19 protein-coding genes are annotated in these 21,319 nt (G+C 34.4%); 12 read left to right on the forward strand and 7 right to left on the reverse strand.

Annotated features, from left to right (window positions below; all coding sequences use genetic code 11):
- Genes J2Y60_RS18260 through J2Y60_RS18270 form a run of 3 tightly spaced genes read right to left on the reverse strand, consistent with a single transcriptional unit; the run spans window position 1 to window position 3,385 of the window.
- Entirely contained in the window at window positions 1-1,263 is a 1,263-nt protein-coding gene (locus tag J2Y60_RS18260; protein ID WP_309922165.1) for a restriction endonuclease subunit S, read from the reverse strand.
- The gene (locus tag J2Y60_RS18265) at window positions 1,263-2,822 is read right to left on the reverse strand and encodes a type I restriction-modification system subunit M (protein ID WP_309922162.1); all 1,560 of its coding nucleotides are present in this window, start codon (window positions 2,820-2,822) and stop codon (window positions 1,263-1,265) included. Before J2Y60_RS18265 ends, J2Y60_RS18260 begins: the two co-directional genes overlap by 1 nt.
- 5 nt (window positions 2,823-2,827) lie before the next feature.
- Complete coding sequence (locus tag J2Y60_RS18270) at window positions 2,828-3,385, reverse strand: restriction endonuclease subunit S (RefSeq protein ID WP_309922157.1); 558 nt, start codon at window positions 3,383-3,385, stop codon at window positions 2,828-2,830.
- Between the two features lie 180 nt (window positions 3,386-3,565).
- Here J2Y60_RS18270 and J2Y60_RS18275 point away from each other — a divergent pair, with 180 nt between their 5' ends.
- The 4 genes from J2Y60_RS18275 to J2Y60_RS18290 all read left to right on the forward strand — a co-directional run bounded on the left by J2Y60_RS18275 (window position 3,566) and on the right by J2Y60_RS18290 (window position 5,288).
- Complete coding sequence (locus tag J2Y60_RS18275; RefSeq protein ID WP_309994715.1) at window positions 3,566-3,745, forward strand: hypothetical protein; 180 nt, start codon at window positions 3,566-3,568, stop codon at window positions 3,743-3,745.
- A gap of 344 nt (window positions 3,746-4,089) precedes the next feature.
- The gene (locus J2Y60_RS18280) at window positions 4,090-4,686 is read left to right on the forward strand and encodes a recombinase family protein (protein WP_309922154.1); all 597 of its coding nucleotides are present in this window, start codon (window positions 4,090-4,092) and stop codon (window positions 4,684-4,686) included.
- A gap of 44 nt (window positions 4,687-4,730) precedes the next feature.
- On the forward strand, window positions 4,731-4,874 hold the full coding sequence (locus tag J2Y60_RS18285; RefSeq protein ID WP_309922151.1) for a hypothetical protein: 144 nt from the start codon (window positions 4,731-4,733) through the stop codon (window positions 4,872-4,874).
- A gap of 9 nt (window positions 4,875-4,883) precedes the next feature.
- Complete coding sequence (locus J2Y60_RS18290) at window positions 4,884-5,288, forward strand: recombinase family protein (protein ID WP_309922149.1); 405 nt, start codon at window positions 4,884-4,886, stop codon at window positions 5,286-5,288.
- A gap of 363 nt (window positions 5,289-5,651) precedes the next feature.
- Here the strand turns inward: J2Y60_RS18290 and J2Y60_RS18295 are convergent, their stop codons facing one another.
- The gene (locus J2Y60_RS18295; protein WP_309922147.1) at window positions 5,652-6,899 is read right to left on the reverse strand and encodes a HAMP domain-containing sensor histidine kinase; all 1,248 of its coding nucleotides are present in this window, start codon (window positions 6,897-6,899) and stop codon (window positions 5,652-5,654) included.
- 29 nt (window positions 6,900-6,928) lie between these two features.
- Complete coding sequence (locus J2Y60_RS18300) at window positions 6,929-7,603, reverse strand: response regulator transcription factor (protein WP_309922145.1); 675 nt, start codon at window positions 7,601-7,603, stop codon at window positions 6,929-6,931.
- A 326-nt stretch (window positions 7,604-7,929) separates the two neighbouring features.
- Between J2Y60_RS18300 and J2Y60_RS18305 the strand changes: the two genes are divergently transcribed.
- The 5 genes from J2Y60_RS18305 to J2Y60_RS18325 all read left to right on the forward strand — a co-directional run bounded on the left by J2Y60_RS18305 (window position 7,930) and on the right by J2Y60_RS18325 (window position 14,859).
- A complete protein-coding gene (locus J2Y60_RS18305) occupies window positions 7,930-8,622 on the forward strand; it encodes a response regulator transcription factor (protein WP_309922142.1) in 693 nt (230 codons plus the stop codon).
- A gap of 99 nt (window positions 8,623-8,721) precedes the next feature.
- Window positions 8,722-9,873 (forward strand): DUF4856 domain-containing protein, encoded by a 1,152-nt coding sequence (locus J2Y60_RS18310; RefSeq protein ID WP_309994717.1) that lies wholly within the window; start codon window positions 8,722-8,724, stop codon window positions 9,871-9,873.
- On the forward strand, window positions 9,845-11,089 hold the full coding sequence (locus tag J2Y60_RS18315; RefSeq protein ID WP_309922137.1) for an imelysin family protein: 1,245 nt from the start codon (window positions 9,845-9,847) through the stop codon (window positions 11,087-11,089). Before J2Y60_RS18310 ends, J2Y60_RS18315 begins: the two co-directional genes overlap by 29 nt.
- Entirely contained in the window at window positions 11,076-12,461 is a 1,386-nt protein-coding gene (locus J2Y60_RS18320) for an HTTM domain-containing protein (protein ID WP_309922135.1), read from the forward strand. The genes J2Y60_RS18315 and J2Y60_RS18320 overlap by 14 nt, the downstream gene beginning before the upstream one ends.
- A complete protein-coding gene (locus J2Y60_RS18325) occupies window positions 12,442-14,859 on the forward strand; it encodes a TonB-dependent receptor domain-containing protein (RefSeq protein ID WP_309922133.1) in 2,418 nt (805 codons plus the stop codon). Before J2Y60_RS18320 ends, J2Y60_RS18325 begins: the two co-directional genes overlap by 20 nt.
- Before the next feature lie 330 nt (window positions 14,860-15,189).
- On the opposite strand, the gene J2Y60_RS18330 is transcribed toward J2Y60_RS18325, so the two are convergent.
- The gene (locus J2Y60_RS18330) at window positions 15,190-15,780 is read right to left on the reverse strand and encodes a recombinase family protein (protein ID WP_309922131.1); all 591 of its coding nucleotides are present in this window, start codon (window positions 15,778-15,780) and stop codon (window positions 15,190-15,192) included.
- Window positions 15,781-15,958: 178 nt separating this feature from the next.
- Here J2Y60_RS18330 and J2Y60_RS18335 point away from each other — a divergent pair, with 178 nt between their 5' ends.
- Together J2Y60_RS18335 and J2Y60_RS18340 are read left to right on the forward strand one after the other, a co-directional pair.
- Complete coding sequence (locus tag J2Y60_RS18335; protein WP_309922128.1) at window positions 15,959-19,066, forward strand: Tn3 family transposase; 3,108 nt, start codon at window positions 15,959-15,961, stop codon at window positions 19,064-19,066.
- Between the two features lie 253 nt (window positions 19,067-19,319).
- Window positions 19,320-19,700 (forward strand): Dabb family protein, encoded by a 381-nt coding sequence (locus tag J2Y60_RS18340; protein WP_166580155.1) that lies wholly within the window; start codon window positions 19,320-19,322, stop codon window positions 19,698-19,700.
- A gap of 251 nt (window positions 19,701-19,951) precedes the next feature.
- On the opposite strand, the gene ric is transcribed toward J2Y60_RS18340, so the two are convergent.
- Entirely contained in the window at window positions 19,952-20,683 is a 732-nt protein-coding gene (gene ric / locus J2Y60_RS18345; protein WP_166580156.1) for an iron-sulfur cluster repair di-iron protein, read from the reverse strand.
- 170 nt (window positions 20,684-20,853) lie between these two features.
- On the opposite strand from ric, the gene J2Y60_RS18350 reads away from it, so the two are divergent.
- The gene (locus J2Y60_RS18350) at window positions 20,854-21,309 is read left to right on the forward strand and encodes a c-type cytochrome (RefSeq protein ID WP_166580157.1); all 456 of its coding nucleotides are present in this window, start codon (window positions 20,854-20,856) and stop codon (window positions 21,307-21,309) included.
- Window positions 21,310-21,319 lie beyond the last annotated feature (10 nt).

Genomic DNA, 21,319 nt, shown 5'->3' on the forward strand with positions numbered 1-21,319 from the left:
TTATTCGTTTACGTTTAATCTTATTTTTCCGGTCAACAACTGTTGCATTAGGCCCTTCTTTTGCTCTCTTAACTTATCCGCTTTGGCTTTGAGCAGACTTATCTCTTTATCTGCCGCTTGCAGAACTTGGGCAATGGCGGTTTGCTCTTGGATAGATGGAAGTTTCATTTCGAGTTGGAGGAAAGTATCAAAATCAAAAGTCATTTTCTCAATATGCACGCCGTAACTTGAAATATAAGTTTGATGATAGAAATATGGTGTTTGTGAATACCATTGAAAAAATTCCATATTCAATTGCTTCTTATCTTTTGGAACCACAGCTATGTATGAGCCTGAAATCTTTGCTCCATCGAACTCCTTTGTAACTAAAGCTGATGCCCCATGAAGAATTTGCATCTTTGAAAATAAAAAATCTCCTTCGTTAGCAGTGCGTAAAGTCTTGACTAAAATTTGATGCCCATACAAAGCCTCACGGTAAAAAATTCCTCCAGACCTTCGTCTTACACTAATCAGGTTGTATAATTCGTTTTCATCCCAATCAAAATTTCGCTTTACCACTTTCAGTATTTTTTCATAAGAATGTTCTTTCCACTCCTCACCAAAGCCCTTCAACCTTTTATTCCCCGTAAGCAATTGCTGCATGAGCCATTTTTTGCGGAGTTCTTTTTGAGCTATGAGTTTTTCGGTGGTGTTGATGGCAGAATCTGCCGTACTCAGCACTTGGGCTATGGCTTTCTGCTCTTTGAGTGGGGGCAGAATAACTTTCATTGAAGCTAAATCTTGAATACCAACATTAGCTTGGTTCCCAGTCCCACCTCTAGCAGAAAAGAAAAACTGATTTAAAAATCTATTAGTTTTAATTTGATAAGAAACATAAGTTGGGTCTCCCTTGGTCACTTTTATTTTAGCCACTCGCTGATTCAACAGCAAATTCTCTTCCGCTTCTATTTGATATGAATATCCATAATCACGCTTACCTATTGTGCCAGTTAATGTTATAATAATGTCTCCTTGGGTTAAGACATATTCTTTCTCCTGCTCGGTTAAATCATCAAGAAAGGATTGAGACCTAGATAAATCAAGTTGATTTTCATAAAGGTTACTCATCTTTATTACCTGATACTTTCCAAATTCTTTGAATTTGGTGCTGTCAAATGCGAAACCACCTTTGATATCAGCTATCTCATTAATTTTCGCACTTTTCCAATCATTGGGAATACTACTAAAATTCAACGCTTCTATTTCTGCTATATCATTATTCATTATTTCACCAATTGATTTAAGTATTGACTAATCTCAGCTTGAACTTTCACCAACTCTTCCTCCAGTTGCACAATCTCTTTTTGCACGTCTGCAATGTCCACTTCGGCTTCTTCTTCAAAGGTGTCCACATAACGAGGAATATTCAAGTTAAAATCGTTTTCCAGTATTTCTTCTGGAGTGGCTACATAACTGTATTTATCTTCTATTACCCCAAACTCAAGTTTACCATCTGTGAAGTCACGGTAGGTATTTACTATTTGTTCAATATCGCTCGCTCGCAGCTTATTTTGGTTTTTGACACTTTCAAAATGCTTGCTGGCATCAATAAATAAAAAGTTATTACTGCTTTTTTGCTTGTTGAAAATAAGAATTGCTGCTGGTATGCCTGTACCAAAAAACAGGTTTGCAGGTAAGCCAATCACTGCTTCGAGCAGATTTTCTTCAATGGTGCGTTGGCGTATGCGGCTTTCGCTGCTACCTCGAAACAACACACCGTGTGGCACTACCACTCCTGCTCTGCCATGTTCGTTCAGCGTTTCTATCATGTGGCTGATAAATGCCCAGTCGCCTTTGCTTTTGGGTGGTACACCTCTCCAAAAACGGTTGTATTTGTCTGTCTCTGGGTCATAGCTAACGGTGGTTTTATCTCCATCCTTGTCTTCAACTTTTCCCCATTTATCCAATGAAAAAGGAGGATTTGCCACCACAGTATCAAACTTCATTAACATATCGCCTTCCTTCAATTTTGGATTTCGGATGGTATCACCCCAACGAATAGTGGCATTGTCAAAGCCATGCAAAAACATATTCATTACCGCCAATGCCCAAGTACTGCCATTGGCTTCCTGTCCGTACAACGAGAAGTTATCCGAACCAACTTCTTCACCTGCTTTAATCAACAACGAAGCAGAACCACAAGTAGGGTCACAAATTCGAGAACCTGGCTTAGATTTAGTAAGTTTGGCTATGAGGGTAGATACTTCTTTTGGCGTAAAAAATTCTCCAGCTTTTTTCCCGGCATCGCTGGCAAAGTTTTCAATCAGAAACATATATGCTCCACCAATAATGTCCACACCATCCAAATGTGAAGGACGAAGATTTAAGGCATCCTTGTTGAAATCGAGCAAAAGATTTTTCAATCGAGTGTTTTTGTCTTTTGGTTCACCCAACAAACTACTGTTAAAACTGATATTTTTAAATATCCCCGAACCATCTTCGCTATATAGCTTTTCTCGATTGGCTTCCTCCAAATCAGTAAAAGCAATATCAATCAATTCGCCAATGTTGGCTTCATTCCGATGGTCATACAAATATTTAAAGTGACTTTGCTCAGGCACAATAAAACGTTCGTGTTGCATGGCACGTTTGGCACGTTCAGCATCCCCATTGTATTTTTCAAGGTAGCCCTCCATTTTATCATCATGTACATCGCTAAGATATTTTAGAAAAAGCATAGTTAACACATAGTCTTTATAAACGCTCGGGTCGATGCTACCTCTAAATGTGTCGCAAGCTTTCCAAACTGCATCGTTAATGTCTTTTTGTGTAATTTTTGTCATTATATTTATTTTATTGCGTTAATGATTTGTTGTTGAATTTGTTTTTCACGAAGCATTTCGATTTGCTGTTTCAATTCCTTTTCTCTGTTGCGAAGCTTTGTAATTTGCAAAATCGCTTTTTGCGTTTCGATATTTGGTACGGATATTTCCAGATTCTCCAAAACTTGTTTTGAAATAGAAGGAATAGAAGTGCCAATTGCTTGTCCTTTTAAAAGTGTTTGTGTCTCATAGCTATTCAGAAACCAAGTCAAATATTGAGGCAATATTCTATTGTCCATCAGTTTTATAACGAAGAAGGACGTTGAAGCCACAGCTGGTTCATTATGATTCTCAAAAACGGCTGCAAAGTTTTTCGTTCCTTTAGCCGCAAATAGCACATCACCTTCTTTTAAAAGGTGTTTTTCTGAAATATTATCAGCCTCTAAATCTGGATAAAGTATATTTTGTAACTGTCCATGTTCATTAAAATGCTTGGACTGCAAATACATCACATTTCCTTTGCCAGAAGGCTTTCCAAAGAACCCTGTTTGTAGGCTCGATATTTCTTTAATTAGTTTTTTCAATTTTATTTCTAAGTAATCGTTCTACAAAACTACAAAAGGTTTGTCAAAAAAGTTCAGTCTAATCAATATTTTTAAGATTATTTTTAAGTATAGAATCTACAAAAAAAAAGAATATGGCTAAATAAAAGTAATATAATCGCCATTTGGGCCTAAACATCTCACTTTTACTTCATTCTTATCGTGAATTTTCAGTGCTACTTTGCCTTCAAGAAGTCACCAGTAATCAAACAGTTTTTGGCAGTATTTGCAATGCTTTTGCCAATACTGCGTGGATTAACAGGTAAGAAATGGATTGGTTCAATTTTTAGTTTTAAACAAACTTATAAGTTATATGCTGAGATGGAACCACAGCCATTATGATATGAAGTTTTTTTGAGGAATTTCCATTCTTTCTTTCCAAGGAACTTATCCCATCTTGTTGGAAAACATTGTTTCAATGTTGAAGGGTTCTTAATAGGAATATCGTGATATTTAGCAACTGTACTAATGCTTGCCCGACTTTGTAAAATAGGTTCAATTATTCTATAAATTCAAGGAATGTTCATTTTTCCATTTTATAAATTTTTAAGATAAAATGTATTTTTATACTCCATTTTAAACGGTCGTATTGTAACATTGAATTATTCGATGTATATTACTATTATTACAGAATGAATAAATTCATTATAATACAATTTAATACCTTTTCATAGAATTACAAGATTATGACAAGAAATATTGCTTATTTAAGGGTATCGACCATCGACCAAGACCTTGAAAAGAACAAAGCCCAAATTTTACATTTAGCTAATGACAAAAATTTAGGTAAAGTTGAATTTGTCGAAGAAAAAGTGTCTGGAAGGGTAAACTGGCGAGAAAGAAAAATAGGAGAAATTATTAATCAACTCTCAGCAGGAGATTCAGTGTTGTTAAGTGAGTTTTCTCGTTTGGGTAGGAGTATGCTTGAATGTATGGAAATCATTGCCATAGCTACTCAAAAAGGAATTAAAATGTACACCGTAAAAGGTGGATGGCAATTGGATGATACCATCCAGAGTAAAGTGATGGCAATGGTTTTTTCGATGGTGGCAGAAATTGAAAGAGATTTGATTTCTAAAAGAACTAAGGAAGCATTGCAAACCAAAAAAGCTAGTGGAGTCAAACTTGGCAGACCCAAAGGTGCTGGAAAAAGTAAACTTGATAAGTATAAAGTAGAAATAGAAGCTTTGATAAAAAATGGTTCAACCAAAAAGTTTATAGCCAAACGCTACGGAACATCTGAATCTAATCTATTTAACTGGTTGAATAAAAACAATTTATGATGGAACTGAATACCTCAAATTAAACACTTTGATAAGCATTTACCATGATAAAATTTGGGTATGCACTGACTTGGACATCGGAAGAGAATATAGATTTGCAGTTAGATATTCTTCGTCTGGAAGGCTGCTGGAAAATCTTTACGGATAAAGTTTCGGGTGTAAAGTTTATTCAAATTGAGTTTGAGTAATTATTAACTTTGGCAAAAGAGGGCGATACCATTGTGGTTTGTAGATTCTTAAACTTAGGAATAGATATGGTTCAACTTATTAAACTGATTGAACAATTGAAATTGAGAGGAATTCACCTACAATCTTTGAACGAGTCTTTTGATTCCACCACTCCAATGGGAGACTTATTTTATCGTTTGATGTGTATTTTGGCTGATACCGAAAGAAGTTTAAGAAGAGAAAACACTTTAGAAGGGTTAAGAATTGCCAAGGAAAAGGGTATGCAAGGAGGAAGAAAATTTATTGGATTAAACAAACAATACCAAATAATTGCTCCCGAAGTTAAGAAAGTCCATGATTCGATGATGTATTCAAATAAAACCATCAGAGAAATCTTTTCAATAAAAATAAGGCAATATTTTACCAGATATTAGCTTTTGCCAATAAAAAGGAAAGGGTAGAATAGCTGATTCACTCCGAATTTACTACATGAAATTTAGACTTGTGTTTCATAAAAATCAAGTCTAAATGTATAGATAGAAACACCCCAATACTACTAAAAATTTACAGCAAAATTGGGCTGATGTGTGTCAAATTTAACGCTAAGTTTTTTTGCTAAAAATACGCAAAATAGCACTAAAAAATTACGGCAAAATTGGACTAAAAGTGACAGACATGAGTAGATCTTGTGTCCGTTTAAAACTTCCAAAATGGAAGGAATAAGTAAGACTATCCCAATAATATAATTTGAGACTACCTTTTATTTTATTGTTGACTTCAGAACGAACATGTATTAGTTAACTTGTTTGTTTTAAAACAATGATAAATGTATGCCAACCATTTTGGAAATGATAAGTTAAAGTCCAACGATTTAACACACAAATTTCTTTAATAATAGCTAGCCCCAATCCCGTTGATGAAGTATTCTCTGGATTCTTGGTGAATCTATCAAAAATGTATTCATCTGGAAAACCTAAGGGAGAACCAGTATTGGAAATCATGAGTATATTGTTTTTCAGACTTATCTTAACTGTACCATTTGTTGAGGTATATTTAAGTGCATTCGAAAGAAAATTTGAAATTAATATATCTATCAAATATTGATGGGAATGGATAATTGTCTTGTTTAATGTTTCTATTAAATTAATATTTTTAGCTAAAAAAAGATCTTCCATATTTCGAAGATGTGAATCTAAAACATCGTTAAAAACGATTTCATGTTGTTCCGTAAATAGCTGATTATCTAATTTTGCCAGTAATAAAAGACTTTTGTTCATCTTTGATAAACGATTTACACCAGATTTTGCCTGTGTAATATAACTAGCCATTTGTTCTGTAATCTCAAGTTGGCTCATCCTATCAAGCTTAGATTGAATAATACTTAAAGGGATTTGAATTTCATGAGAAGCATTTTCTGTAAACTCTCTGAGAGCTAAATACTCTTTTTTGCTTCTTTCTGTTAGGTCTTTTAGTGTAAAATTTAATTCTTTAAATTCTGTGATAGCTGAATCATGAAGTTGAAGACTATGAGGTGAGCTAACCGAAAAGGCTTGAACATTCTTTAAATTTTCAAAAAAAGGTTTCAGAATCTTCTTATTAGAATAATAATTAATTAAAATGCCAGAAAGAGTAAGTAAAATAGCCGTCAATAGAAAAATGAAGAAGATAGTCAGATAATAATTATCCCAACCAATGTGCGAACTCATTACTGTTACATGGTATCGAGAGTCTCCTATTCGTTGGGTTTCTTTAAGGTAATGATATTCTTCTATTTCTTTTTGAACTCGGTCATAAACCATAGAATCTCCAAAAATCAGTCCTAAGGATGTATTATTTGTAACTTTTTCTATTTTAATCAATGGGGCATTGACATGATTACCAAGCCTGATGCTCTCAAAAATTTGATCTGCTTGCAATTCTAATTGCTCATTCATTTCATCACTTACTGCTTTTTGGAGTATCACAAAAAGAGTAAATCCCGTAAATATTAGAATAGATACAGAGGCAATTAAATAGTCTCTTGTAGTTTTATGAAGTAAAGTCATTTTCTAAACTAAAACGTTTTATTTATTCATTACGCAATCCATTTATATCCCATTCCATATACCGTTTTGATATAGTCAATTCCTGTGTATGTGGTGATTTTTTTTCGTAAATTCATCGTATAAACATATACAGTATCATAATTTTCGGCCATATCATAATGATCTCCCCAAAGGTGTTCTGCTATAGCTTGTTTACTTACAACACGATTTTTATTGACAATAAAATATAATAGCAGTTCATATTCCTTTTTAGTTAAAACAATAGATTCGTCTTTATAACTTACAGTCTTAGTAACCATATTAATAACAAGACTGTCAAACTTTACTTCATTTTCTCCATCAAAAGTTCTTCTTCTTAGCAAGGAGAAAATTCTAGCATTGAGTTCTTCCAGATGAAAAGGCTTTGTAATATAATCATCAGCACCCATTTCCAAACCTGTTATTTTGTCATACAAAGAATCTTTGGCTGATAAAATCAAGACTCCCACATTTTTATGTTGCTTTTTTAATATTTCAAGTAGTGATAATCCGTTACCACCAGGAAGAGTAATATCTAATACGATGGCATCGTAATGATACAAATGTAGTTTTTCCTGCCCTTCAGTATATGTTGTTGCTTTTTCGCAACGATAACCTTGTTCAGTCAGGTAAGTATCCATTTCTTCTAAAAGAAATTGCTCATCTTCTACCAATAAAAGCTTCATAGTTTGCTAAAGTTTATAAATAAAGTGCTATTACTTGTGAACACAAGATTAAAAATATTTTTTAGTAACGCAACGAACGCTTACAATTTACCGTAAAGGGTTTTATTTAATTAAATATTCATTAGTTGCTTGACTCGTTTGAGAAAATAAAATTACTTGATTGCTCTATCCTTCTGGGTTGTATATTGGTTTTAAATATTCAAAAGTAAGTTTATCAGCAATAAAAAAGGTTTTCCAAATGATTCTAAAAGCTAAAGTCGTCAAAAATATTATTTAGAATTAGATTAATTTAAAAAAAATTCAGAATTCACTCTTTATTTTGTGACATGGAAATTCTCATAATGGAAAGTTCTGGGAAGTTTAGCGATGAGATTGCCAATGATTTATTAGGAATGGGACATAGGACAGAGTTCGTAATAAACGCCCTAGAATTGAAGCAAAAAATTAAAAATTCTATATACGATTGTATTGTAGTTGACTTGACATTCGAGGAAAACAAAGGCTTACAACTCATTAAAGAAATAAAGAAAACTAATAAGCATGCTGGGCTTATTGTTATTTCTTCAGATAATTCTTTTCAAAAAAAGATAGATGCTTTATATCAAGGGGCAGATGATTTTTTGAATAAACCTTATGAAGCATCAGAATTAGTAGCCAGGATATTCTCGTTGCTAAGAAGAAGTAAATTGAGCAGTAAAAATATTATCAGGTATAATGAATTGCAGATTGATTTGTTAGCGAAGTCTGTTTTGGTGAATGAAGTATTGCTTGGATTAACAAAAAAAGAATTTGAATTACTCGTGTTCTTTTTAGAACATAAAAATAAAGTAGTTACCAAAGATGTTCTGCTGACATATTTGTCGGGACAGTTAGAAGATTCCAAAAGTAATGCAGATATAATTTATGCACATATCAAGAATCTTAAAAGAAAGATGAGTGATGCTGGATGCAAAATATACCTCAATACTATATACGGTATTGGCTATAAATGGGAGGACTATAGAGGTGCTATAAAATAGCCCTATTTTTTTGACTATTTGTTTGGAATAAGTCTAAATATAATTAACAAAGAATAAATAAATTTTTGAATATAAATAAATAACTAATTCCTTATTACAATGTTTAAGAGAACCTACAAAATGAAATTTGTGTTAGTTGCTTTAGCAATTGCAGGCATGACCTCGTGTAAAGATGATGATGCAGTAGTGGCACCATTACGTACTACCAAAATTGATTACGCAACATTGACAGCTACCACACCATATAGTAATGCTTTTGTTGACGGAGGAAAAACTACAGTAGATTTAAGTAATGGTAATAACCGTTATAAAATGTTTCAGGCATTAAATACTTCAATGAGTTCATCAATTAGTGGTAATAAAGTGATAAATGCTACTGTGTTGAAAAATATGTTTGCTAATACTAATAACCCATTTGTTGATAGTACTAAACTAAATACTTCAGGTGTACAGTTACGTAATACTGTAGCTTCTTCTTGGTCAACAGCCGAGGCAGAAGTAGTAAAAGCAAAAATAGAAACGCTTTTTGGTGAAATTGCTGAAGCAAGTAAATCAATTACTTCGACTGCTGAAAAAGGTAAAGCAGGAAAGTTAGGGAGTCGTTTGGTTGATGCTAAAGGTATTGAAACAAACCAAATTATTCAAAAATCATTAATTGGTGCTTTACAGTATGACTATATTGGTAATGTATTGTTAACCAAAGGGCTGGATGCTGATAATAGCAAGCTTGTAACAGGTAAAAACTATTCTCAATTAGAGCAAAACTGGGACGAAGCCTATGCTTTTTTAACATTAAACCAAGCGTATTTAGCTGGTTCTACAAATACAGTAAGAGGTACAACTGAATTTGCGTTAGGCTCTTATGTATGGGAATACAACCAAGCGGCTTATCCACAAGTTCACCTTGCGTTCTTGAAAGGTCGTGCAGCGATTGTTAATAACGACAAAACAGAATTGAAAAAACAAGCTGATTTTATTAAAGCAGCGTTTGAAAAAGCAATTGCGGCAGCAGCAGTAGGTTATTTAGGAAAATGGGGAAATAGAACCTCTGAAGCAGACAAAGTTCATGATATTGGTGAAGGTGCTGGTTTTATCTATTCTTTACGTTTCTGTACAGTTAATGGTGCAAATGCTAAGTTTTCAGACGATATTTTAACAGCATTGTTAGGTTCAGCAAATGGATATTGGGACTTAACTCCTGCTAAAATTTCAGCAGCGTCTGATGCCATCAAAGCAAAGTTCGCTTTATAAGAACTTATTTTTTAATAATAGTAACCAAGTGGGTTGGTGGCAATGGTATTGCTGTCAACCCATATTATCGTTTAATGTGATGACTAGAATAGACTTAAAAAAAGTAAGTATTTTATTGATTGCAATTGTATTGATGTTGGCATGTTCAAAAACTGATGACCCACAAAATACAACGCCAGATTTGAATAAAGATCGTGCCGCAATATTGACCAATTTGGCCGATAATGTCATTGTGCCATCCTATACCAATTTTAAAGCAAAATTGGATTTGATGTCTACTAAGTCTCAAGCTTTTATTGCCAAGCCTGAAGCCTCTACACTTACTGAATTTCGCCAAGCATGGGTAGATGCTTATATCAGTTGGGAAACTGTTGAAGGTTTTGATTTTGGTCCAGGAACCAAGACAGGGATTCGTAATTATTTCAATATATATCCAACAAATGTTGCTGGCATTGCAACATACATAAACAATCCGTCTGAAAATTTTGAAGTAACTGCCGCTTACGACAAACAAGGTTTTCCTGCATTAGATTATTTATTGAATGGAACAGGAAGTACCGATGCTGAAATCATAGCCTATTTTAAATCATCTACAGATGGTGCCAAGCGTTTGGCATACGTTAAACGAATTGTTGACCACATGAATGAGCTTATTACCAAAGTAATAAGCAGCTGGGGTACTTATCGCAGTGAGTTTATTTCAAAGACGGGTACAGATATTGGTTCGCCAATGGGTGAAATGATAAATGGCTATATTTTACATTATGAAAGATTTATCCGTTCTGGTAAATTCGGTATTCCATCAGGAGCTATGCTCAATGGTGTTGTGTCGGCAAATAAAGTAGAAGCATTTTATAAAAAGAATATTTCTAAAGCATTGGCACTAAGTGCACATCAAGCAGCTGTTGACTTTTTTAATGGTAAAAATGTAAAAACTGGTGCAGAAGGCCCTTCTTTCAAAAGCTATCTTGATGGTTTAGTGGCAAAAGATGTTACTACAGGAAAATTATTAAGTGAAATAATCAATACACAGTTTGTGGCTAATAAAGCTAAAATAGATGCGTTAAAGCCTAATTTTTACCAAGAAGTGGTAGATAATAACGTAGCGATGAAGGCTGTTTATACTGAACTACAAAAAGCGATAAGAATGCTAAAAGTAGATATGACCTCGGCTATGAGCATAACCATTACTTATACTGATAATGACGGTGACTAATCCTTGGCTTAACAACACTTTATATACTAATTATTTTAAAAAAGAGACTTCTGTTGCACCATTGGCAGTATTCAGAATTGCTCTGGGCTTTATGCTTTTCGTAAGTCTTTTGCGCTTTTGGAGCAAAGGTTGGATTTATGATTTGTACATAAAGCCTCATTATTTTTTCCCTTTTTACGGATTCGAGTTTATTCGTCCTTTAGGGCAATATACTTACATGCTGTTTGTAGTGTGTATTGCGTCGTCGATTTTGGTAATGATAGGCTATTTTTATAGAATAGCCATTGTAAGCTTATTCCTGAGTTTTACTTATATAGAACTCATGGACAAAAGCACTTATTTAAACCACTATTATTTTATCAGTTTACTTTGTTTAATCATGGTGTTTCTACCAGCCCATAGGTATTTTTCAATAGATGCCTACAAGAACAAAGCCTTATTGGTAGATAAAGTGCCTGCATGGTGTATAGGTGTTATCAAGTTGTTGGTTTTTATACTTTATTTCTATGCTGGGCTTGCCAAATTAAATAGCGATTGGCTTCTAGAAGCTTTACCTCTAAAGATATGGCTTCCAGCACGTAATGATATGCCTATCATAGGTTTTTTGTTCAATTACTCATGGGCACCCTATGTTTTTAGTTGGTTCGGATGTGTATATGATTTAACTATCGTCTTTTTCCTATTGAACTCTACAACAAGGCCAATCGCTTATTTAACTGTTGTAGTTTTTCATGTTTTTACGGCCTTGTTGTTTCCTATCGGTATGTTTCCATATATTATGATAGTGACAGCATTGATTTTTTTCTCTCCTAATTTCCACCAAAGCATTATTCAACAACTTGCAAGAGTGTTGAAAGTACCAGCCAGTTTTTTACAGGCTGATAAAACTTATTCGTTTACTCCTGTAGCCAATAAGCTTTTAATAGGTGGGTTTGTGATATTCTTCACTGTCCAGTTGATATTTCCATTTAGGTACCTGATGTATCCTGATGAACTTTTTTGGACGGAAGAAGGCTATCGGTTTTCGTGGAGAGTAATGTTGATGGAAAAGGCAGGTAATGCACAGTTTACTGTAAAGGATAATGATGGACACCAACAGATAGTTAATAATACAGAGTTCTTGACAACCCTACAAGAAAAAATGATGGCTACTCAGCCAGATATGATTTTATATTATGCACATATCTTGAGAGATTATTATCAAAGCCAAGGCTTTCGATCACCTCAGGTATATGTCGATGCTTATGTTACCCTGAATGGTAGGTTGGGTAAAACATTTATTAATCCTACTACTGATTTAGCCAAAGAAATAGAATCCTTCCAGCATAAATCCTGGATTATTCCCCTCAATAATGAAATTAAAGGTTTTTAGTACAGTTATAATCTGTTTTTTTGCAACATATACTTTTGCTCAATACCGTTTGAAAGGTATTATTAAATCAAAAAACGATAGTGCCTTGGTGGCAGCATCGGCGGTTTATCTTGATGGCAATCATAAAACGTTTTCTAACGCTGAAGGCATATTCATATTCCCTTCTATCACTAACGGAGAACATACTTTACAAGTTATTTCTCCAGATTTTAAGCCCATAAAACACAAAATTGTTATCACAGGTAAAAATGAAGAAATAGTAATTTACCTTTCTTCACGTGATGAAACACTGAATGAAGTTGTGGTATCGGATAAGAAAACCGATTTCGGTTTTTCAAGATTAAGAGGTGTTGAAAATATGGGTATTTATGAAGGCAAGAAGTCGGAAGTAATTACACCAGATCAACTAGTTGCTAATTTATCAACCAACAATGCCCGACAAATTTATTCAAGAGTAGCTGGTCTTAATATATGGGAAAATGAGGGTGGTGGTTTACAACTAAGTATCGGAGGAAGAGGATTAGACCCCAACCGAACGTCGAACTTCAATGTTCGACAAAACGGATATGATATAAGTGCCGATGCCTTGGGTTATCCAGAAAGTTATTATACCCCTCCGGTAGAAGCCGTGGGACGAATCCAAATTGTTCGTGGAGCAGCGTCACTTCAATATGGTACTCAGTTTGGAGGGCTCATTAATTTTATCATGCGGAAACCCGTTCTTGATAAAAAACTTGAAGTAGTGGCGAGGCAAACTGTAGGTTCTTTTGGATTTTATAATGCTTTTACCAGTGCAAGTGGTACTGTAGGGAAACTTAGCTATTATACTTTTTTTCAATATAAAAAAGCCGATGGCTGGAGAGCAAATTCACATTTTAATAGCTACACATTTTATTCATATATAGATTATAAAATATCAGAAAAAACCTCTGTTGGCTTAGATGTAACCCACATGGATTACCTAGCCAAACAACCAGGGGGGCTGTCAGATGCTATGTTTGCACAAGATCCAAGACAAACGAACCGAGAACGTAATTGGTTTGATGTAAATTGGAATATGTTGGCTGTTCATTTCGATCATAAGTTTAACGAAACCAACCAGTTTAATCTCCGTTTATTTGGGCTGTCAGCTCACCGATATTCGTTAGGGTTTAGACCAAACCGTGTAGCAACTATTGATGATAACAGCGACCGAGATTTAATAAAAGGAGAATTTGAAAACTGGGGAACAGAAACAAGGTATTTAAAACGTTACTCTATCGCCAAAAAACAATCTATACTGTTAGTAGGAGGAAGATATTATCATGGATTCAACCACAGTTTACAAGGACTAGGAAGTACAGGAAAAGATGCGAACTTTAATTTTGTAGAGCCCGAACGCTTTATTACATACGATTACAGTTTCCCCAACCGAAATGTATCATTGTTTGCTGAAAATATTTTCTACCTAAACGATAAACTTTCCGTAACTCCTGGTATACGCTATGAATATATTAGTACTAAAGCTGATGGTTATTATGGGAGTATCATGCGTGATTTAGCAGGAAACGTAATCAATATTACCAGAACAGATGAAGTACGTGTAAATAACCGCCAATTTGTGTTGGCTGGAATTGGCATTAGCTTTAAACCATTTGAACAGACTGAAATCTATGGTAACATTTCGCAAAACTATCGTTCGATTACCTTTAGTGATATGCGTATTTCAAATCCTTCGTCGGTGATAGACCCTGACATGAAGGATGAAAAGGGATATTCAATAGACCTTGGTATTAGAAGTCACCAAACATCTTTTTACAATTACGATGTTAGCTTGTTTTACCTAAATTATAATAACAGGATAGGTGAAATACAATTTTATGACGAGAGCAACAGAATATTACGTTTACGAACTAATGTAGGGCAAGCTGTGATTATGGGGATAGAATCGTATGCAGAAGCTGATTTCTTCCGATTATTTAAGCCAGAAAATCAAGATATAAGTACAGTGCTATTCGGTAACCTTGCATTGATTAAATCTGAATATCGTGAAAGTAAGATGGTAGGAGTAAAAGGCAATGAGGTTGAATTTGTACCTAAAATAAACCTTAAAACAGGCCTAAAAGTCGGCTACAAAAAACTGAAAGGCTCATTTCAATTTACCTACTTAACAGACCAATTTTCGGATGCGACAAATGCTAGAGATGGGGGAATATCATCTGTAATAGGATTAATTCCAGCTTATAAAATTATGGATTTAAGCTTTTCTTATGACTTCAAGAAGATTAAGCTAGAAACAAGTATTAACAATGTTGCTAATGAAATGTATTTTACCAGAAGAGCTACAGGTTATCCAGGTCCAGGAATTTTGCCGTCTGATGGTAGAAGTTTTTATTTTACAGTACAATTTAAAATATAAAGGTCTTTCCTTTTTGTTAAAATAGAGGCTGTATTATTTGTACAGCCTCATATTGCTCAATAAAATGTTTGTTCTAATTCTAAACCTTAAGCCCTCTTAATTTCTGTTACAGAAGCTTTCTGTAACATGAACATGAGTAGTGTTGATGGTGTAAAAGAAATAATACCTCAATAACCCAACGTAATCCCTGCACCAAATCCCATGTCACTGTCATAATGCGTTGAAATACCCAAATTACGACTTACAATATATTTGAAACCTGCCATGTATTCTTTATCAGTATTGGGCTGGAATCACCATTTGGGCCAAATCTAAACTAAGTCTCACAAGTTATTGATTTTCAATATTTTGCAAATTTCGTTCTTGTCCCATTTCTTCTAAATATCGGTAAACAGTAGCTCTACCAACTCCAATAATTCCTGCGATTTCGATGGCAGATTTCTTCTGTTTGTATAACATTACTGCCGTTTCTGCCTTTTTCTTGGCTTCTGGACTTAATCCCTTCTTTTTCCCACCCATTCTACCCCTTGCCTTGGCTGCCGAAAGTCCCGCTTTGGTGCGTTCACGGATAGTATCTCTTTCAAATTCGGCTAATGAACCAAAAATGTTCAATAATAATCGCCCTTGAACGGTAGATGTATCAATGGAATCTTTGATAGAGGTAAAATTTACTTTTTTTAATCTAAAAGTTTCTACCAGATTTATCAGCTCTTTTAATGACCGTGCCAATCGGTCTAACTTCCAAACCATCACGGAATCTCCCTCTCGAAGATTCTCAATCATTTTCATTAATTGAGGGCGTTCTTTACCCGAAGACACTTTTTCTTGGTAAATCTTCTGACATCCCAATCTTGTCAATTCATCCGTTTGTAAATCTAAATTTTGGTCTTGGGTTGAAACCCTTGCGTAGCCTATAATCATTTCGGTTTATCGTTAAGCTTGTCTCATTAACTCATCAATATTTTACTTATCTAATTTTGTTTTACAAGATAGCAATTTGAGACGGCATAATAGCGTATTTTTGTATTTTTATCATTGCTTGTCTCACTCTCATAGAATGCTCGTTTTGTGAGACCCGTTTTAAAATCATTTTAACTTTATGAGTCGGATTAAACTTTTGCAACCCAAAGAAGTAATTTTATTCAACCAAGCCCCCTTGCTTAATTTAGATGAAAAATCTTATTTCTTTTCCTTGCCATCGCCTTTCGATGAAGAGTTCAAAGAGCTCAGAGATGGATATGCAAAAATTGGATTTATTTTACAATTAGGGTATTTCAAATATTCGGGTCGATTTTATGGGGCAAATCAGTTTCACAAATCTGATATTGAATTCGTAATTAAGCAATTGGGTTGGAAAGATTGGGAAAATAAAGTTGCTATTTTTCAAGACAATTATAGTTATCAGGCATCCTATAAACACCGATTGAAAATCTTAGCTTTATCAGGCTGGTCTTCTTTTGAAGAAAAACAAACGGAATTCAATCATCGGATTCGTTTGTTGATTGACCAGCAATTATTACCCCGAAAAGTTCTCTGGAAATCTCAGGAATACTTATTCAATAATCGAATAGAATCCCCCTCTTATGATACTTATCGAAGGACTATCTCTCAAGCTCTCATTGATTCATCGGAAGAGATTTCGGCAACGCTATTCAAACACCTTTCAGACCAAGATAGAGGAGTTTTGGATTTATTCATCCTTCGTGATAAAAGTTATCAAAAAACAGAAATAGCTTCTTTCAGAACGGTTATCCAGTCCCTAAGACCTTCGGATATAAAAGAAAATGTGGTTATTTTCAAAACCTTAAAAGACCGATTAGTAAGGCTTGATTCTTTGGTAAAAAAATTAAACTTGACGGATGTTGTCATTGATTATCACGCCCATTGGGCAAGTATTGCTGATACCCAAAAGTTAGTGGCCCACTCAGATAAATACTTATTTTTACTTTGTTTTCTTATCCATCAAGTCAGAATTAGGAACGATTATTTCATGGACACTATCCTCCAATGTGTTAATTCAGCCAAGAAATATTCGGAAAGATTGGAGGTGAAAGATTATTTCGAGAATCGCAAACAGCGAACAAAAGCTATGAAATTATTGGTGGATTCTCGTAAGGATTATAAGCAACAAGTTGAAGCCATCAAGACCATAGTCAAAAGTCCCCATGATGCTCAACAAAAAGTAGATTTCATCGAAGACCTCTTTGAAATTGATACAGATTTACAGCCCGAAGATGAAGCGTTAGTAGCTTTAATTGAAGCTGAGTTAACCAAAAGTAAGGAAAAGACTTTCCATGATATTTGGGAAAAACGTAGTATTTGGTTGTCAAATAGGGTGGCTGAGATTATTCAACATTTACCCTTTAATGCTGAAACAACCGACCCCATTTTGTTTCAAGCGATTACCCATTTCCAAAGCAATAAAGGGAAATTAACCAAACCGCCCAAAGATATTTCGTGGCTCTCAAATGCAGAACAAGATGCTCTCACTACCTATGATACAGACACTCAAAAAGAAAAATTCAAGGTAAAACTGTACAAAATGTTCTTCTTCCAAGCTCTCGAAAATGGCATTAAATCAGGGGAGGTATTTCCTGTATATTCGTATCGGTATCGGAGTTTAGAGGAATATTTAATTGACAAAGAATATTTCCAACTCAACCGAAAGCAACTCTTACAGGATGCAGACCTAAGTACTTGGAGCGACCCAAAGGTAGTCATAGAATCCCTTGCATTGGAATTAGATACTCTTTTTCATGAGGTAAATCAAAAGATTAATAAAGGGGAAAATCCTTATTTTAGCATCAATAAGAAAGGGAAACCTTACATAGAAACGCCCAAAGTTGAAAAACCAGATACGCAACTTATCTCTAATTATTTTACACCCGTTCGGTTTGTGGCGGTTTCAACGCTTTTATCGGAAGTTGAAAAAGTTAGCCCTTTTTTGAATATATTTGGTTATCAAGGCAAAATACAAGAGAAGTTTCGTCCCAGTGATGAAACATTTTTTGCCACCTTGATTGCCCAAGGATGTAATGTTGGCATTGATAAAATGGAAAGAATTGCCAAGGGAATACAGGGACATAGCTTGAAACATATTGCCGATTGGTATCTCAATCAAGAAGCCTTACAAGACGTGAATGATGCCATTATTAAGTTTAAGAATACATTATCCTTACCAGATATTCATAGGAGGGAATCTGATAAAATTCATACTGCCAGCGATGGGCAAAAAATATTAGTCAAACGAGATTCTTTAAATGCCTCTTACTCCTACAAATATCCTGGCTTTACCAAGGCATCAGTAATCAATACGGCTATTGACGAGCGAATGAGTGTTTTTAAAATCAATGTTATTAGTGCTTCGGAACGAGAACACATCAACGTGGTAGAGATGCACTTAGGAAATCCAGTTATCAAAGCCGACACGCATTCAACTGATACACACGGCTCATCTGATATTGTTTTTGGGATGATGTATTTTTTGAATGTGTTCAATGCTCCAAGATTAATGGATTTACCCGATAGAGTGCTTTACAGTTTTGAACCATTCAAGAAATATGCAGCACTTGACTACCAACTTCTACCAACAAAATATCTTGATAAAGATGAAATAATAGATTCGTGGGATGATATATTGAGACTGATGGTATCGTTAAAATTAGGTAAGACTACTGCCTATCAAGTATTCAAACGGTTAAACTCCTACGCCAAACAAAACCCTTTGGAAGCCGCTTTCAAAGAATTTGGGCGAATTATTCAAACCATTTTTATTCTCAAATACTACGATGATTTAGCCTTACGACAGGCAATTGAGAAACAATTGAGCCACGTAGAATTAATGAATCGTTTTTCAAAGGTGGTCTTCTTTGGACAAAATCAAGAGTTTCAGGCTGCAACCAAAGAGGAACAAGAACGCATTATTTTGTGCCGAAGTATCATTCAAAATGCTATTGTGCTGTGGAACTATCTGTATTTATCAGATTTACTCTCAAAAGTGGAGCAGCAGGAAGAAATTGAGGAGATAATAGTAACGGTTAGGAATTCAACCGCTCTTACTTGGAAGCATATCAACTTTATTGGGGAGTATGACTTTACTAACTTATTAAATGACAAGGAGTTACGATTTGATATGGCAAAATTGAAGGCTTGGAAATATCAAAAACCATTAGAAATAAAATTGCCTCAAAATATTGATAATCAGTAGGTTATAAGACTTAGTTTAGATTTGGCCCAAATGGTGATTCCAGCCCGATGTTGACATTGTAGGGTTGCTCCAAATAGTCTCTATGCAATCGCTTTGGATGCAAGGCCTTCAAGTTGTATGGGCTTTAACTTTATCGCATTACATTCATTGCTATAGTACTGAAGAAAATTAAAAAGTCAAGATGACTTCAATATTAACTACTCTAGTTACCTTAGTTTAATTTTATAATAAACTAACTAATAATTTGTATTCTATGCTCATCAAAATCATCGCCATTGCAGGCTGTTTGACTTGGACAAAAGGCCCAGAACCTACATCAAAAGCAATTCCAAGCAAAGGACTACTACGCCATGTAGTTGTGGTAACTTTCAAAACTAATACTTCTATTGACTTGATTCGAAAAGTTGATATTTCATTCAAGAATTTATCTAAATTGTCCATGGTAAAAGGTTATGAATGGGGAATTGTTAAAGATGACAAAAACACAAAAAAAGTAAAACATGTTTATGTCACTACTTTCGAAGGCCAGAAAGAAGAAGATGCTTATGGTAAGTCGCCAGAACACCAAAAACATATTAAACTAGGTGCTGAGAATATCGAGTCTGTAGAATCTATAGACTATTTCTTGCCATAACTATTTTGATAGCATAATAATACTCTCCATCATAACGACTTAATGTTTATGATGGAGGGTATCATTATTAATTACTAACACGTAAGTAGGAAGACGTTATTAGTTAATCGCATATTGGTTATTTAAGGTATTCATAATCAAAAGGTTATATTCAAATTACACCTCAGATATACTATTAATTTAATCTTTCCTATTACTTACATTGAATTATATACTAGGCTGCAAAAGCAATACTAAAACTGACTTTTTCATTAATTTTCTAATATTGTTTTTTCGAGTGCTGTCAGTTTGGGAAATAAAATATTGTTTTCTAAATGTACATGTTGCGTCAAATCACTATCTAATTCTTCTAATTTGGATAGCATTACAATATGCGAATTACAGGCGTCTTCGGGAGGAGTATAATTATTGGTAATATCTCGTAGTCTGAACAATAACTCTCCCGCTTCTTCGTGCTCGCTATTCATCATACTGATTGGATTTTTGACCGTACGAAAAAATGGAGGAGATACATGGGCATGCTCCTCAGAGGCAGTTACGAGTGACTTGCCATAAGGAAATATTACATTTTCCTCTTTAGGCAAATGCGATAATAAATCTTCTTCAAGTATCTTATAAACTGTAGCTAATTCTGTCAGATAAGCATATTTATCCTTATGTTTGGTATAGACTTTTTCTACAAAATATCTGATTTCGGGTAAATTTTTATACAAAAATTGATGATGTACATTGTAGATATAATCAATCAAAAAATCTAGTTTTAAGTTATTAAAATCTAAAGACTTGTCTCCTGTATTAGATAGCAACTCTATTTCTTCCCAAATTTCTGCTGGATTTTGCTTCTTCTTCTTACATTCTTCAGTAAAGCTCTTATTGCCCCCACAGCAAAAATCAATATTTAGCTTTCTAAATACACTTGCTGCTTTGGGGTTATGGGCTACTATTTCGCCTACAGTTTTAGTATCAAAATTTATCGTTTCCATAAAGTATTTGAGTTAAAATTTTCTACAAAAATAAAAGACTTTTTTATCTTCTATTATGACTAATATCAAAATAAGAACTAATAAAAATCAGAATTTATCTTATGAGGCCTATATAGATTTGCACAATAAAAGACTTTTTTATCTTTTATTTAATCTTAATTACTTACCGAATGAAGACATCATTATTAACTATCGCAATTGTGACTTTGACGCTCTGGGGATGCGGTGGCGCCAGTCAACGTGCCGAAAAACCCGAAACCAGTGATTCGGTACTTCAACAGCAAGAAGAAGTCCATGGTACAGAAGTAAAAGAAATAGCTCTGACAAACCCGCTCAGTCAGCTAATGGTAGACGAAGGTCAAAAAATCTATGATATGAAGTGCTCTTCGTGTCATAAACTAACTGATGAGCGTTTGGTTGGCCCAGGCTGGTTGGGAGTTACCAAAAGACGTAAGCCTACTTGGATTATCAATATGATTACCAATGTAGACATGATGTTAGAGAAAGATACCGAGGCTCAAAAGCTGTTAGAGCAATGTTTGGTACGTATGCCTAACCAAAATATAACTGAAAAAGAGGCAAGAAGTGTATTGGAATTGATGCGTAAAAATGATGGCGAAAAATAAAAACATTTTT

Origin of the sequence: Arcicella sp. BE140, assembly GCF_031456255.1 — a bacterium.
Lineage (GTDB): Bacteria > Bacteroidota > Bacteroidia > Cytophagales > Spirosomataceae > Arcicella > Arcicella aquatica.